The sequence below is a fragment of the Acinetobacter sp. BZX-2 genome (assembly GCF_055179795.1).
Window position 1 is genome coordinate 1,738,589 of sequence record NZ_CM143686.1, and the last position, 14,632, is coordinate 1,753,220.

Here is a 14,632-nt window from a genome sequence, read left to right on the forward strand (position 1 = left end):
GATTTGTAAAATAAATGCAAGGATATTGCCATGAAAACACTGCAACAAGCGTATCAAGAATTTGATTATGAAAAGTTAATTGAGCAACAATTACAAGGCAATCCGCAATCAATCAATGCTTATGTAGAATGTTGCCAACGTTTTATCGGTTTGAATAAAGTTGCATTAATTTGGGAAGGCAAAAATGGTGAGTCTTCTCAATGGACATTTGAACAATTGGCTGAGGCATCTGGAAAATTAGCCAATTATTTCCAATCGATTGGTTTAAAAACAGGTGATTGTGTCGCAGGGTTGTTGCCTCGGACACCTGAATTACTGATTACCATCTTGGCAACATGGCGTATCGGTGCAATTTATCAACCTTTATTCACAGCCTTTGAGTCAAAAGCGATTGAACATCGTGTTGAAACGGCAAAGACGCAATTGATCGTAACCAATGAAGAACAACGGGTAAAACTGAATAATATTGATATTCCTCATATTTTAACGGTCTATCACGTAGATACAACAATACAGTCAGATGCAAATTTTTGGCAAGAAACTGACAAGCAATTAGCAGAATCTCAGCCTGTCATGCTGACTTTCGAAGATGATTTTTTAATGATGTTTACTTCAGGAACAACAGGTTTGGCAAAATCTGTGCCTGTACCATTAAAAGCGATTTTGGCATTTAAAGAATATATGCGCCATGCGGTCGATTTACGTGAAGAAGATTCATTTTGGAATCTCGCAGATCCGGGTTGGGCGTATGGCTTATATTACGGTATCACTGGGCCTTTAGGTTTAGGTCATAGCATCATTATGAATGAACGTCCATTTAGTGTGGATCATGCCTTACAAATGATTCAAAAATATAAAGTGAGTAATTTAACGGGTTCTCCTACAGCTTTTCGTATGTTTTTTGGCTTTAAAGAAAAGTTTGATGCATCCATCAAAGACCATTTAAGAGCTGTGAGTAGTGCAGGAGAGCCTTTGACACCTGAAGTTATTCATTGGTTTAAACATGATTTGAATGTCAATATTTATGACCAATATGGACAAACTGAATTGGGAATGGTGATCGGTAATCATCACGCTTTAGATCATCCAATTAAAATTGGTTCAGCGGGTTTTGCCAATCCTGGGCATCGTTTTGCTGTATTAAATACTCAAAATGAAGAAGTCGAGCGTGGTGAAATTGGAACACTCGCCATCGATTTCTCACAATCACCATTAACATGGTTTAAAGGTTATGGCGGAAATAATCGTAAATCATTTGTAGGAAACTACTATTTAACCGGAGATACAGTTCGCTTGAATGATTTGGGTGGCGTAGACTTCATTGGCCGTACAGATGATGTGATTATCACATCGGGATATCGCGTTGGCCCTTTTGATGTTGAAAGTACCTTACTTGAATGTGCTGAGGTTTTAGAATCAGCAGTGATCGGCAAACCTGATCCTGAGCGTACTGAAATCGTGAAAGCTTTTGTGGTGTTGAAACCACAGCATGTTGCATCTGAACGGTTAGGTGACAAACTTCAAGATTATGTACGTTCTCGTTTATCGAAACATGCTTATCCTAAAGAAATTGAGTTCGTGGAAAGTTTACCAAAAACATCAAGTGGCAAAATTCAGCGTAATTTATTAAAACAGCAAGAAATTGCAAAAATGCAGGAAACGTTATAAACAAATCGGTTTTTAATTGTGATTAGTATTTTTAGTATTCGTCATTTGCACCCGTCAGGGTGCTTTTTATATAGCGCTTATGCATATTAAAATGATTAATTTTAGTTTTAGGAAAGATTGTTAAAATGATGTTTAAGGTATATGAATATTTACTAGAGAAGATGATTCAAACGAATACCACTTTTCAATGTAATTTCTATTAATGCCAGTATTAGTATTACAATTAAAAAAAATCCAACACCTGCCAAGAGCGTTAGAATGGCTTTTTTATAATCATTTGCATTTGACGCATGGAAAAATTGAGTAATTCCCCACAACGTATACAGTAGTTCAGGAACTATACTAAAATTAAGTAACCAATCTATATGCCCGATGAAAAAACTGAGTGACATCAATATTGCAGTGAGTAAAAAAATTTGTGCTTGTAGATATGTTGCCAATACAGCACATTCATAAAAATTATAACCACTGTCTTTATAAGTCCAATGGGCCATAACCCATGCCATAAAAATAGCCTGAACTAATTGAATCCAATGCATATTTTTCTTAAGGCCTACGGCAATTTCCAAGCTTTTATCAAAGTCTTTATCGAATTGATTAAGTGACCATAGAAATAACACCGACATCATTAATAAGTAAGCAATCGGTTTAATAATTTGTTCACGATCATAGTTAATGTATTGGTAAACAACCTTACCAGGAGCTATGAATAAGCCCAGCATTGTGTTACGTACACCTTTCTCTAGCCATTTATTATTTAATTCTTTAAAAAAACTTTTGCGGTCTATCCGTGGTAGTGCACTGTCGTGTTCACAGGCAGGGCATAATTTAATATCAGGTAATAATGGTTTAGTTGGTGTAGTGATAATCTCTCTGTATTTAAGCATGCAAAGTACCTTTTCAGAGTCAAGGTAATACGAATTTGCTTAGATTCGCATATTAACGTATCTCTTGAACTTAATTTAATCGACTTTAATTAACATCAATAGCTTATTATGACGATACCTTTTATTTATTAGAATCACTTAACCAATATCATTTATTTAAGAATATTTCAATAGAGTATTTCTTTAGACTGTTGTATTCGAATAAATCATCATTATAAATTGCATGTTTAATAGTAATTTTGTTTAAAATAAAAAGAGCACAGCTATAAACGCTGATTTTTCATGAATTTCAACATTCAAAATCATCAGGCATCTTGTTTTGAAGTTACTCTTTAATCATCCAATTTATTCGCCCTAAAATTTAATTTATTTTTAAGCAAAATTTCTTTTGCCTATTCCTATATTTAGGAAGTTTTTTTATTTCTGAGATTCTTATATGAGTTGAAAAATTTTGTTAATCTAAAATGAATCAATCAAGTGCTAAATCAGATCAAGCTAATTTCAAAGATTTTGAACAAATGGATCAACACATTTTATGAGCTTTTTAATTGGGTCAGCGCGTAAACAGGTAGTGAGATTGTAAATATTTTCTAATTTAAAAAGAAAAACCCTCTAGGCTCATGGCTTAGAGGGTTTTAAATTTGGTGGGCCCACCCAGACTTGAACTGGGGACCAACGGATTATGAGTCCGCTGCTCTAACCAACTGAGCTACAGGCCCTATAAATACTAGTGTTTCAAGTATTTTCGAGAAAGAATACTAGCGAAATTAGAATTGAATTACAAGAACTTTAAAAGCAAGATTATTGATATGCATGTTTTTTAATCACTGCGATTGAATTTTAATTAAATTATTGATTCTCATCTGTAGTTTGAGAAATTTGTTTGTAAACAGTACTACGATTTTTTCGTTTTTCAAGATAAATTTCAAATGCGCTCCAAGCACATATCACAAAAAACACCAAAACAATTACGATCGATAAAGTCATTAACATGCTGCAATCCTTATGAGCATATAGCAAGATTAAATTTGTGGTTCTTATTAAACTAAAGTCTATATGATTTAAGATGTGCTGCAAGCATTAATTTGATTATTTTTAATACGAAATAAAACTTATGTTATTGTTTTTGAATATTAATTAATAAAGTTTTCTTGAAATTATTAATGTTAATTGTGTATTAATTTTATAAGTGATTTATTCTCAAACTAGTGCATATGTATCAAAATAAAAGGAAGAAAAGACAAAGTGTTTAAATAGGTGCTTTGTCTTTGAAATTAAATAAAAAAATCAGAAAAATAGGTGCTAAATTAAACCAATATTCTTTAGATATTCTTTAAAAATAATTTCTGCTTTGTCTGCTAAATTTTCAGCAAATTTATTATTATCTTCACGTAAATGAGAGATGTTGATATTGGCTTTACGCAATTCACAAGTATGTCCAATTAACCATTTTTCTAAGCTATCTTCTGCAACTTCAATATGAAATTGTAAAGCTAGAATATTTTGCCCAACTTGAAAGGCTTGGTTTGAGTAAATTTTTGAGCTCGCTAATAAGGTTGCATTTTCAGGAAGATCAAAAGTATCACCATGCCAATGTAAAACAGCGGTATCTGCCAAAGGAGCTAAAATATTGTTATTCGCATAACGAATATCTAAACCACTCCAACCAATTTCTTTGACATGTCCTGCATAAACTTTTGCACCTAAAGCATGTGCAATCAATTGTGCGCCAAGACAAATACCAATCGTAGCTAGGTTTTTTTCTAACCGTTGTTTTAGATAGCGAATTTCATCAAGCAGAAAAGGATAGTCCTCAGTTTCATAAACACCAATTGGGCCACCTAAAATAATGGTCAAGCCTTCATATTCAAACGCTTGCTTTAAATCATCTACGCCTGCTTCGAAATAGCGCACCCGAAAGCCAAGTTGATAAAATAAATCTTCAAGTGAGCCAAGATCTTCAAAAGCAAGATGTTGGATTGCATAAATAGTTTTAGGGAAGTTTGAATTCATAGCTCAGTCTGAATGGTGTGCAAGCAAGGGTATTTATATCAAGATAACATTATTAAAAATAAATTGATATTTCCACAATTTATTGGAGTTCATTTGTAAGAGAACCTACTATATAAAAACTGCTTATCAATTATTGAAATTAAATGAATAATTTTATTATATAATTCAATAATATAATTTAAATATTTTTATGGGTGAGCAGGTAAAAACCAAGAAAGGAGTTCTACCCAATGTTAAAAAAACGTGTGTTAACGGTGTGTTGTTTCTCTATTATTTTAAGTTTATACGGTTGCAATGATGACAATCATTCAGATCATGTAACAAATGATCTTATCAAAGATACAAACCCATATAGTTGTTCTGCAACAGCAAACGATGGCTCAAATGTTGTTGTTGGTTCAGATCAAGCAGGAGATCCCGCCTTTCCTGAGCCTGCATCAGGTTATCGAACTGGATTAAAAGTTAAATATTCTGACAAGTACATGGTGGTAGCCAATACACCACTTGCGACCAAAGCAGGTTGTGATGTTCTGCGAGCTGGAGGTTCTGCGATTGATGCAGCGATTGCAGTCCAAGCTGTTTTGGGTTTGGTTGAACCGCAGTCAAGTACGATCGCAGGTAGTGCATTTCTTATGTATTACGATGCAAAAACCAAAAAAGTGACTGCCTATGATGGTCGTGAAACTGCACCAGCTGCTGCGACTCATTATTATTTGGCTCGGCAAGATCAGTCCAATGCAAATTCTTTAGCACCTGTACCCAGTGCGCGTCGGAGTGGACGTTCAATTGGTGTACCGGGAACAATGAAAATGTTAGATATGGCACATACTGAACACGGTAAATTGGCTTGGAATAAACTTTTTGACAATGCAATCAATTTAGCCGCGAACGGTTTTAAAGTTCCAGGACGCTTAGCAAATGCAATTGTGGTAAATAAAGATAATTTGGCATTGGATAAAAATGCTGTACAAACTTACTTTAAAGCGGATGGAACAGCTTATAACGTAGGTGAGACGCTGAAAAATGTCGCTTATTCAGAAACTTTGAAGAAGGTGGCAAACCAAGGCGCTCAAGTGCTTTATCAAGGGCAGATTGCTCAAAACATTATTCAAAAAGCAGGGCAAACTGTTGGTGACGATAGTGCTCGAACTCCGATTACACCAAGTTTGATGACTTTGGATGATTTAAAAAATTATAAGCCTATCAAGCGCGAAGCAATCTGTTCGGTATACCGTAGCGCTTATTATGTCTGCACGATGCCACCACCATCTTCAGGGGGGATTGCAGTACTGCAAACTTTAGGTATTTTGGAGAATTTTGATTTAGCACAATATCCACCGTCACAAATCAGCAATGAAGGCGGTATTCCTCATGTAATGGGTGTGCATTTAGTCTCGGAAGCAGAGCGTTTAGCTTATGCAGATCGGGATAAATATGTCGCGGATACAGATTTTGTACCACTACCTGCAAAAGGGATTCCGAGTCTGCTGGATAAGAATTATTTAAAACAACGAGCCGCATTAATTAATCCAGAAAAATCGATGGGCGTCGCAACGGCAGGAGACTTTAGTAGTGCAGCTGGGGTGGATAAAACACTTGAGCACGGTACAACTCAATTCACCATTGTGGATGCCTATGGCAATGTTGCATCTGTGACGTCAACCGTTGAAGCCAGTATGGGGTCTTTCCATATGGTAGATGGTTTCTTATTGACCAATCAGCTGACTGACTTTTCAGCCAATCCGACCGATGCAACAGGTGCTTTGGTTGCCAATCGAGTAGAAGCCAATAAACGACCAAGAAGTACAATGGCCCCAACCCTTGTATTTAAAGGCACACAACCAGGAGATTTCTATGTTGCGACAGGTTCACCGGGTGGTGGAACGATTATCCAGTTTGTAGTTAAAACATTGGTTGGTATATTAGATTGGAATCTCGATGCTCAACAAGCGACATCGCTGGTAAACTTTGGTGCAACGAATAGTTTGATTACCAATGTAGATGGTTCTAATACAACGTTGAATCTGAGTGAACTGGTGGCAGGATTACAAACTAAAAATCATGTGGTAAATCAGGCAGCGCAATCGAGTGGTGTTTCAACGATTATGCAAGTTGCGTTAAATAATCAGAAAAAATATGCGGGTGGTGTTGATCCACGCCGTGAAGGATTAGTACTGGGTAATGGAGCGTTATAAGCTTACATTTAACTTATAACGTGTAAATGAATCTAAATCAGATTCGGGTTTGTTGATATTTTAACTTGATTGATCAAGACATAATATTAATAAACCCAATCCATTTAAAATACATCCGCTTTATCATTCGCTGAATGTGCGATAAATGCTTTAATCGATTTTTTAGACGATTCTAAAATGGTGACTTTCAATGCATCATCAGCGATGCTGCGTGCCATTAAAATTGCACCCACCAATTGGCACATGACTGCCCATGCAGTTTCTTCACTGTCTAAATGTTTTAGAAAGATTTTTTGACCGCGAATGAGTTCGTTTTGGTAAGCCTGTTTAATTTCATCATTCGAACGCGCAATTTCTGAGGCAAGTGAAGGTAATGCGCATCCACGCTCAGGCTGTTCAACATGCGATAATGCCAAATATCGATTCAATTCAAAATCAATCCATTGTGCAGGTTCGTCATAAGGATTGTCTTGCCACATTTGAATACTGTGTTGTAATTCATTTTCAATCAGTGCTTTAAATAAATCATTTTTTGAAGAAAAGTGTGAATAAAAAGCACCACTGGTCACACCCGCCGCTTTCATAAAGCCATCTACACCTGTGGCATTAAAACCATTTCTTTTTGCCAACTGTCCGCTGATGTCTAACAGCTCTTGACGCTTTTGTTCTTTATAGCCTGATTTATAGCGCATACTGACTATTCCTAAATCAAAAAATGATCTTGACGATTTTCAAAAAGTATAACATAGTGATCGTTATGATAACGATCGTTATTTTATGATTGTAAATAAAATGCTCTGTCGAGAAAGCTTATGAATGGATTGGAACAACAAAAAGCAAAAGTTGCATTAGTGATTGGCGCAGGAGATGCGACAGGTGGTGCAATTGCCAAAAGATTTGCAAAAGGTGGTTATATCACCTGTATGACACGTCGTAACGCAGAAAAATTACAACCATTGATTGAGGAAATTGAACAGGCGGGTGGTATTGCATACGGTTTTGCTTCAGATGCACGTAAAGAAGAACAAGTGATGCAATTGGTTGAAGAGATTGAGTCAAATATTGGTGAAATTGATATTTTAGTTTTCAATATTGGTGCAAATGTCCCTTGTAGTATTTTGGAAGAAACAGCACGTAAGTATTTTAAAATTTGGGAAATGGCTTGTTTCTCGGCATTCCTTGTTGGGCGAGAAGTCGCAAAGCGTATGGTGACACGCCAACATGGGACGATTATTTTTACTGGAGCAACAGCGGGTATGCGTGGTGCAGCTTATTTTTCAGCCTTTGCAGGGGCAAAGCATGCTTTACGTGCTTTGGCACAGAGTATGGCGCGTGAGCTTGGCCCGCAAAATATTCATGTCGCACATGTGGTTGTGGATGGTGCGATTGATACCGATTTTATTAAAACCACCTTTCCTGAGTTGTATGAAAAGAAAGATCAAGATGGAATTCTTAACCCAGAACATATTGCTGAAAATTACTGGCATCTTTCACAACAACCTCGAGATGCATGGACGCACGAATTAGATTTACGCCCATGGAGTGAAAAATGGTAAGTTACTTTATATAAGTAAGTTTAATATTCATTTTATATTCATATAAAAGTTAAGGAATAATGGTATATGAAACAAATCGTGTTTTATTTTGATTTAGGTAGTCCATATAGCTTTGTTGGATTTCACCGCATTCAGCAGATCGCTCAACAATATCAAGCCGAAATTATTTGGAAGCCAATGTTATTGGGTGGTGTTTTCAAAGCAACAGGCAACAATAGTCCAATGGCAGTTCCAGCGAAGGCACGTTATTCGATGATTGATTTAGGGCGTTGGTCAAAGTTGTGGAATATTCCCGTTCAAATGAATCCGTACTTTCCAATCAATACTTTGAATTTAATGCGGATTATTACCGCTGTACAAATTTATCAGCCTGAAAATTTCCAAAAAGTGCTCAACGGCTTATTTGATGCGATGTTTGGCAATCCACGTAATTTAAATGATATCAATGAATTGGCAAATGTTACTCAAAAGTTGGATTTAGAAGTGCCGCAAGTCCAAGCTTGGTTGGCAGATGAACAAGTCAAAGCACAATTAAAATCAGTGACAGATGAAGCCATTGAACGTGGTGTTTTTGGTGCGCCCACTTGGTTTGTAGATGACGAAATTTTTTGGGGAATCGATCATTTACATTTTCTAGAAATGCAACTTTCAAAAGATGGAAACCCTAAATAAATCATCAACGTGAAATACACAGTAAAATGATGGTGAAATTATTGCTGAGTCATCGGTCAATGCTTAAAAGTATTCAGCAAATTTCATCATCGCTTTATTAAAAAACGTTAAAATATAATGAATTAAGAAGAAAATGAATTTAAGCTTAGAAGTATTCGTATTAAGCATAATAAGCTTGTATCAATGTCAGCATCAACGCCAAGCTAAATACTGATAATAGCGTTTGTAAACTGATCACAGCAGCCATGAGTTGATAATCACCATTCAGTAATTTTGTCAGAATGTAGGCTGAGGATGCAGTGGGAATTGAAAAGAAAATCATAATCGCAACCACTGCGGAATAATCCAGTTCAAAGCATTGTAGGCAGATAAAGGCGACACAAGGAATAGCCACAATTCGCAATAAACTAATGATTAAAGACGTTTTAAAATAAGTTTTAATCGTATTGAGCTGAATGGCAGTCCCTACACACAGTAAACCAAGCATTAGGCTGCTATTTGAAAATGCTAACAATAAGTTGCTAAAACCTTGCCAAAGTGGAATATTGAAAACATTAAATAAAATACCCACTAGGCAAGAGCTTATTAATGGGTTTTTGATTAAAGAAATAAAAATGTGCTTAATTTTTAACTGATGTTTTGGGGTAAGCGAAAGGATTGAAACAACGTTCACAAATGGAATTGTTATCGCCAGAATATTAACCAGAATGCTTTTGATTTCTGGATTATTCATAGTTGTTGCAATAGATAGTCCAATATAGGTGTTAAAACGAATCAAGCTTTGAACATAAACCCCAATTTGAGAAATAGCGGTTTTTTTAATTTTAGCAAAGCAATACACACTGCAAATCACCAAAGCCATCACTAGAAAAATAACAATTAAAATCGTATCGATGTGTGCGATATGCATGTCGGCTGTTGCCAACGAACTGAACAGTAATGATGGAAAGAGCACATAATAGTTGAGTTTTTCTGCACCATTCCAAAACGTTGCATCTAATATACGAGATTGAAATAAGTAAAAACCTAAGCCGATTAGTGCAATAGCTGGAAAGAGAATATTGATGATTTGCAACATGTTTAGGCTCTATGCTTTGGTTTTGTCTAATATCTAGATCAATCAAGTACAAGATAAACCATTTTACCTGTGGATTTAGCAAATATTTTTCTATGGATTATTATTGTTATTATTCCCGCATTAAAACGAATGATCATCACAACTCGACTTACGCAATAAGCCCATCATTATTTCTATTGATTCAGCTGATTCAGGCTAAATTAAAAAAGCGAACCGAAGTCCAATGCCAGTCAGTTAAGAGTAATTTACTTGTTACTCATCTAAAAATCTCCCCTAACCCTGAGCCATTTATGGCGCAAGGAAAAAGAGGGGAACTATTGAGAATTTAAAATAATTTTAGATTCCTTGCGCAGCAGTGCTGCTCATCCCTCCTTTGAAAAAGGTGAGGAGTATGCTCCGCAAGGGGGAGGGTTTTAAAAGGCTTAACTGATCAGCATTAGAACCAAAGTCCGCTTTGATATTAAAAAAACAGTTAAAAACTTAGAAAAAACCCATCGCCTTCGTTGAATAACTCACCAGTAAGTTTTTGGTTTGTTGATAATGATCAAGCATCATTTTATGGTTTTCACGACCAATCCCTGATTTTTTATAACCACCAAATGCAGCATGTGCAGGATAGATGTGATAGCAGTTCGTCCACACACGGCCTGATTCAATTGCACGACCTGCACGGTAAGACGTATGTGCTGAGCGTGACCAAACACCAGCACCTAAGCCATACATGGTGTCATTCGCGATCTTAATCGCATCGTCATAGTCTTTGAACGTTGTAACAGATAAAACTGGGCCGAAGATTTCTTCTTGGAAAATCTTCATGCTGTTATTGCCTTTGAAAATGGTGGGTTCGATGTAGAAACCTTGTCCAACTTCTTGACGGTCACCACCACCTGTCAAGATCTGAGCACCTTCCGCACGACCTGTAGCGATACAACCTAAAATCTTATCTTGTTGCTCTTGTGAAGCTTGAGCACCGATCATGGTATCGGTATCAAGCGGATGACCTGTTTTGATACGTTTTACACGTTCAACCGCCATCTCTAAGAATTTATCTGCAATGCTTTCTTGAACCAATGCACGTGATGGACAAGTACATACTTCACCTTGGTTCAATGCAAACATTGCAAAACCTTCAAGTGCTTTATCTAAGTAGTCATCATCTTTATCCATGACATCTTCAAAGAAGATATTTGGAGATTTTCCACCCAGTTCAAGTGTCACTGGAATAATATTCTCAGTTGCATATTGCATGATTAACTGACCGACTTGGGTTGAGCCAGTAAATGCAATCTTAGCAATACGTGGGTTGGTTGCCAAAGGGCGACCGACTTCAACCCCATAACCATTCACAATATTCAGTACGCCTGCGGGTAGTAGGTCTTGGATGAGTTCAATCAAAACCAAGATACTTGAAGGGGTTTGTTCAGCAGGTTTCAGAACGATACAGTTACCCGCTGCCAATGCTGGAGCAAGTTTCCAAGCCGCCATAAGAATAGGGAAGTTCCATGGGATAATTTGACCCACGACACCCAGTGGTTCATGGAAATGGTAAGCAATGGTATCTTCATCAATTTCAGAAATTCCACCTTCTTGGGCACGTAAGCAACCTGCAAAATAGCGGAAATGATCAATACACAATGGAATGTCAGCAGCCAAAGTTTCACGGATCGGTTTACCATTTTCCCATGTTTCAGCAACAGCAAGCAGTTCTAAATTTTCTTCTAAACGATCTGCAATTTTAAGCAACAAATTTGAACGCGTCGTTGGTGAGCTTTTACCCCAAGCTGCTTTGGCTTTATGTGCAGCATCTAAAGCCAGTTCGATATCTTCTGCAGATGAACGAGGAACTTTGGTAAATACTTTGCCATCGACAGGGGAGACATTGTCAAAGTATTCGCCTTTTACAGGAGCTACCCATTTTCCATCAATAAAGTTTTCGTATTGTGATTTGAATTGAACTTTTGAACCAGGTTGATTTGGGTCTAGATAACGCATGAGAATATTCCTTTATTTTTAACTTGATCCGTAACATGATCAGTATATGAAAATGCATGTATGACACAGTCATTATTTACATGATGATCTGAGCTTATTCAGTTAAAGGTTGGAGAAAGGTTGGAAGATAAACTCTGATTATTTGTACTATGATCTAATATTTGGACGTGTTTCTTTTATCGTAATAATCAAGTGATTTTGTTAATTTTTATTACGGTTATACCGCTTTGGTATGAGGTTGGTTGACGGCCGATCTACTGAGTGTGATAGTGTAACTATTGAACGACCCAAAAAAATAATGATCGGGAAAAGAGGAAGTTTTAGACAAATTGCATAGGAATGTCGCATATGTTGAGCCAACAAGAGTTAGCGCAGAAACGGAACCTGATTGAGCAGTTACGCCAAAGTAGTAGTTTGTCCTTAAAGCATGCAGATCAACTTGGACAAAGTATTGCCAGTTCTTGGCAACGATCAAATTCAGCATCTATTCCCAAAGATCGTGATGCAGCGCCATTGGTCATTCAAAAGCAAACCAATCAAAAACAAGCCAGAAAAAATGCATTAGAAATAGCCTTAGATCATTGCGGTGATGAGTTAAAACATATTGCAGAACAATCCTCTATGGTTGCCGCCGTTGGTGATGTGGGCAGTACCATTATTTGGTCAGCAGCGAGTGGGCAAATGCGAAATGCTGCTGAGCGGGTACATTTTGTCGAGGGCGGGCAGTGGCGTGAAGAATTGGTCGGCACCAATGCTTTAGCCTTATCACTTAAGACACAACAATCTAGTTGTGTATTTTCCAATGAACACTATATGTCTTCAATCCATGACTGGGTTTGCTATGCAGCACCGATTATCGACCCGTATTCAAAGCAAGTGCTTGGCGTCATTGATCTTTCAACCACATGGAATCATCATAATAGTTTAGGGCTTTTGGCTGCTGAACGTTGTGCTTCTATCATTCAATCTGCATTGTTAGAATTTCAACAGCAACATTTATTTATTCGTGCCTTTGCAGTGCCCCAAGTGCTGTTTAATGGCAAGATTGTTGTACTTACACCGCGACAAATTGAAATTCTGACCATTCTTGCGTTGTGCCCTCAAGGTATGAATTTAGAGAATTTACATCAAGCACTTTATGGTGAACGAAAGGTGAGTGTAGGGACTTTAAAGGCTGAAATGTCGCAGTTAAGAGATATTTTAGGGGGAATGCTTGGTTCTCGACCTTATCGTTTATTGGCGCATGTCGAGGCTGATTTTTTACAAGCTGAAAATGCTTTGGATTCAGGTTATACAGAATCTGCTTTAAAACTATGCAAAGGAGTCTTCCTCGCAAAAACTGAAAGTCCATTTTTATGTGCATGGCGAGACTGTTTGGAGTCTCGTTTGAGTGAGGCTATTTTTAAAGCCAATGAAACAGATGCTTTACTTAAACATCTCGCACATTTTCCAGAAGCGATTGACGCTGTGGAGCGTTTAATTGAGCTAACGCCGATGGGACATCCAGCACATCAAATGCTCATGAAATATAAAGATGAGCAATGATGTGCTATTTCAAATCAGCTTTGTGGTGTCTAAATATTTTTCTGTTCGAGCCATGTAAATAGCTTTTGATAAACCTCTGCGCGTACAGATGGTGCAGATAAGACTAAATCATGTAGTCCGTTCTGAATGGGCATTACAGCGACATCGCCTTGTATTTTATTGCCATATTTGATCATATCTTTGACTTCTAAGATGACATCACTGGTTTGAGCATCTTGATTAAATTTCTTCGGATATGTAGTTTTATGTGAATGCATAATCAGTGTTGGAACATTGACTTGCACACCTGCATGAATTTCTTTTTGCGCTTCGTGAATGCTACGAATAAAACTTAAATATACTTTCGGATATGTCTTCTTTTTCCATTCTAAATCAAAGTCCCATTCACCTTTTAAATCTTTATGCAAACTGGTGACATACCATTTATTGAGTTCACTCGGAAATTGCAGTTTTGGGAAGTGTTTAGCCAAAGTACTTAATTTAGGTAAGGCTAATTTTTTCTTCCAAGCTGGCATATTAAAGTCATAAAACGGACTATTACACCAAAGCGCTTTAATCAATGGATGGTTTGGATGATGTGCAGCATATAAGGTTGAGGTTAAGCCACCTGTTGAATGTCCTGCTAAAATCACATCGCTATGACCTTCTTGCCCAATGATCTTTAATGCTTCTGTTATTTCGGCATCATATTCATTTAAATTAAGCACATAGTAATATTTTTGATGTGGCAGGTGAGCGCGCCCATATTTTCTTAAATCAAGGGCATAAAAATCATAACCATGTTGGTTAAATTGTTCAGCCATTTCTTTTTGGAAAAAATAATCAATAAATCCATGAATATATAAAACGGCTTTATGGGTTGTTTGGGCGGCTTTTTTGCGTACTAAGGTCGCGATCACTTTGCCATCATAGTCATCTGGGAAATTGAGCGTGAGTTGCTCATATCCTGTTCCTAGTACATCAGGCTTATATTCATTTGACTGCGTTATCATTATTTATTCCTATCTTATTCATATGAAATTTAAT

General features: G+C 36.9%; 11 protein-coding genes and 1 tRNA gene. 5 read left to right on the forward strand and 7 right to left on the reverse strand.

Going from position 1 to position 14,632, the window contains the following annotated elements:
- Positions 1 to 30 precede the first annotated feature (30 nt).
- Positions 31 to 1,668: an AMP-binding protein gene (locus ACY45D_RS08160; RefSeq protein WP_463109238.1), complete on the forward strand. Its 1,638-nt coding sequence runs from the start codon at positions 31 to 33 to the stop codon at positions 1,666 to 1,668.
- 152 nt (positions 1,669 to 1,820) lie between these two features.
- Here the strand turns inward: ACY45D_RS08160 and ACY45D_RS08165 are convergent, their stop codons facing one another.
- From ACY45D_RS08165 to ACY45D_RS08175, 3 genes are all read right to left on the reverse strand, one after another.
- Positions 1,821 to 2,555: a DUF3667 domain-containing protein gene (locus ACY45D_RS08165; protein WP_463109239.1), complete on the reverse strand. Its 735-nt coding sequence runs from the start codon at positions 2,553 to 2,555 to the stop codon at positions 1,821 to 1,823.
- A gap of 642 nt (positions 2,556 to 3,197) precedes the next feature.
- Positions 3,198 to 3,274 (reverse strand) — tRNA-Ile (locus ACY45D_RS08170).
- A 583-nt stretch (positions 3,275 to 3,857) separates the two neighbouring features.
- The gene (locus ACY45D_RS08175) at positions 3,858 to 4,568 is read right to left on the reverse strand and encodes a glutamine amidotransferase (RefSeq protein WP_463109240.1); all 711 of its coding nucleotides are present in this window, start codon (positions 4,566 to 4,568) and stop codon (positions 3,858 to 3,860) included.
- A 230-nt stretch (positions 4,569 to 4,798) separates the two neighbouring features.
- On the opposite strand from ACY45D_RS08175, the gene ACY45D_RS08180 reads away from it, so the two are divergent.
- Positions 4,799 to 6,763 carry a gamma-glutamyltransferase family protein gene (locus ACY45D_RS08180; RefSeq protein ID WP_463109241.1) on the forward strand — a complete coding sequence of 655 codons (1,965 nt, stop codon included), beginning with the start codon at positions 4,799 to 4,801 and terminating at the stop codon, positions 6,761 to 6,763.
- 104 nt (positions 6,764 to 6,867) lie between these two features.
- On the opposite strand, the gene ACY45D_RS08185 is transcribed toward ACY45D_RS08180, so the two are convergent.
- Positions 6,868 to 7,455 carry a TetR/AcrR family transcriptional regulator gene (locus tag ACY45D_RS08185; protein WP_463109242.1) on the reverse strand — a complete coding sequence of 196 codons (588 nt, stop codon included), beginning with the start codon at positions 7,453 to 7,455 and terminating at the stop codon, positions 6,868 to 6,870.
- Between the two features lie 120 nt (positions 7,456 to 7,575).
- Between ACY45D_RS08185 and ACY45D_RS08190 the strand changes: the two genes are divergently transcribed.
- Both ACY45D_RS08190 and ACY45D_RS08195 read left to right on the forward strand, forming a co-directional pair.
- A complete protein-coding gene (locus ACY45D_RS08190) occupies positions 7,576 to 8,319 on the forward strand; it encodes an SDR family oxidoreductase (RefSeq protein ID WP_463109243.1) in 744 nt (247 codons plus the stop codon).
- A gap of 66 nt (positions 8,320 to 8,385) precedes the next feature.
- Positions 8,386 to 8,991, forward strand: a complete 606-nt coding sequence (locus tag ACY45D_RS08195; protein WP_463109244.1) for a DsbA family protein — start codon at positions 8,386 to 8,388, stop codon at positions 8,989 to 8,991.
- A 160-nt stretch (positions 8,992 to 9,151) separates the two neighbouring features.
- Here the strand turns inward: ACY45D_RS08195 and ACY45D_RS08200 are convergent, their stop codons facing one another.
- Complete coding sequence (locus tag ACY45D_RS08200; protein WP_463109245.1) at positions 9,152 to 10,069, reverse strand: AEC family transporter; 918 nt, start codon at positions 10,067 to 10,069, stop codon at positions 9,152 to 9,154.
- 480 nt (positions 10,070 to 10,549) lie between these two features.
- On the reverse strand, positions 10,550 to 12,061 hold the full coding sequence (gene exaC, locus ACY45D_RS08205) for an acetaldehyde dehydrogenase ExaC (RefSeq protein ID WP_463109246.1): 1,512 nt from the start codon (positions 12,059 to 12,061) through the stop codon (positions 10,550 to 10,552).
- A 348-nt stretch (positions 12,062 to 12,409) separates the two neighbouring features.
- Between exaC and ACY45D_RS08210 the strand changes: the two genes are divergently transcribed.
- Positions 12,410 to 13,606, forward strand: coding sequence for a sigma-54-dependent transcriptional regulator family protein (locus ACY45D_RS08210; RefSeq protein ID WP_463109247.1), 1,197 nt, complete (start codon positions 12,410 to 12,412; stop codon positions 13,604 to 13,606).
- A 29-nt stretch (positions 13,607 to 13,635) separates the two neighbouring features.
- On the opposite strand, the gene ACY45D_RS08215 is transcribed toward ACY45D_RS08210, so the two are convergent.
- Positions 13,636 to 14,598 (reverse strand): alpha/beta hydrolase, encoded by a 963-nt coding sequence (locus ACY45D_RS08215; protein ID WP_463109248.1) that lies wholly within the window; start codon positions 14,596 to 14,598, stop codon positions 13,636 to 13,638.
- Positions 14,599 to 14,632: the final 34 nt, after the last annotated feature.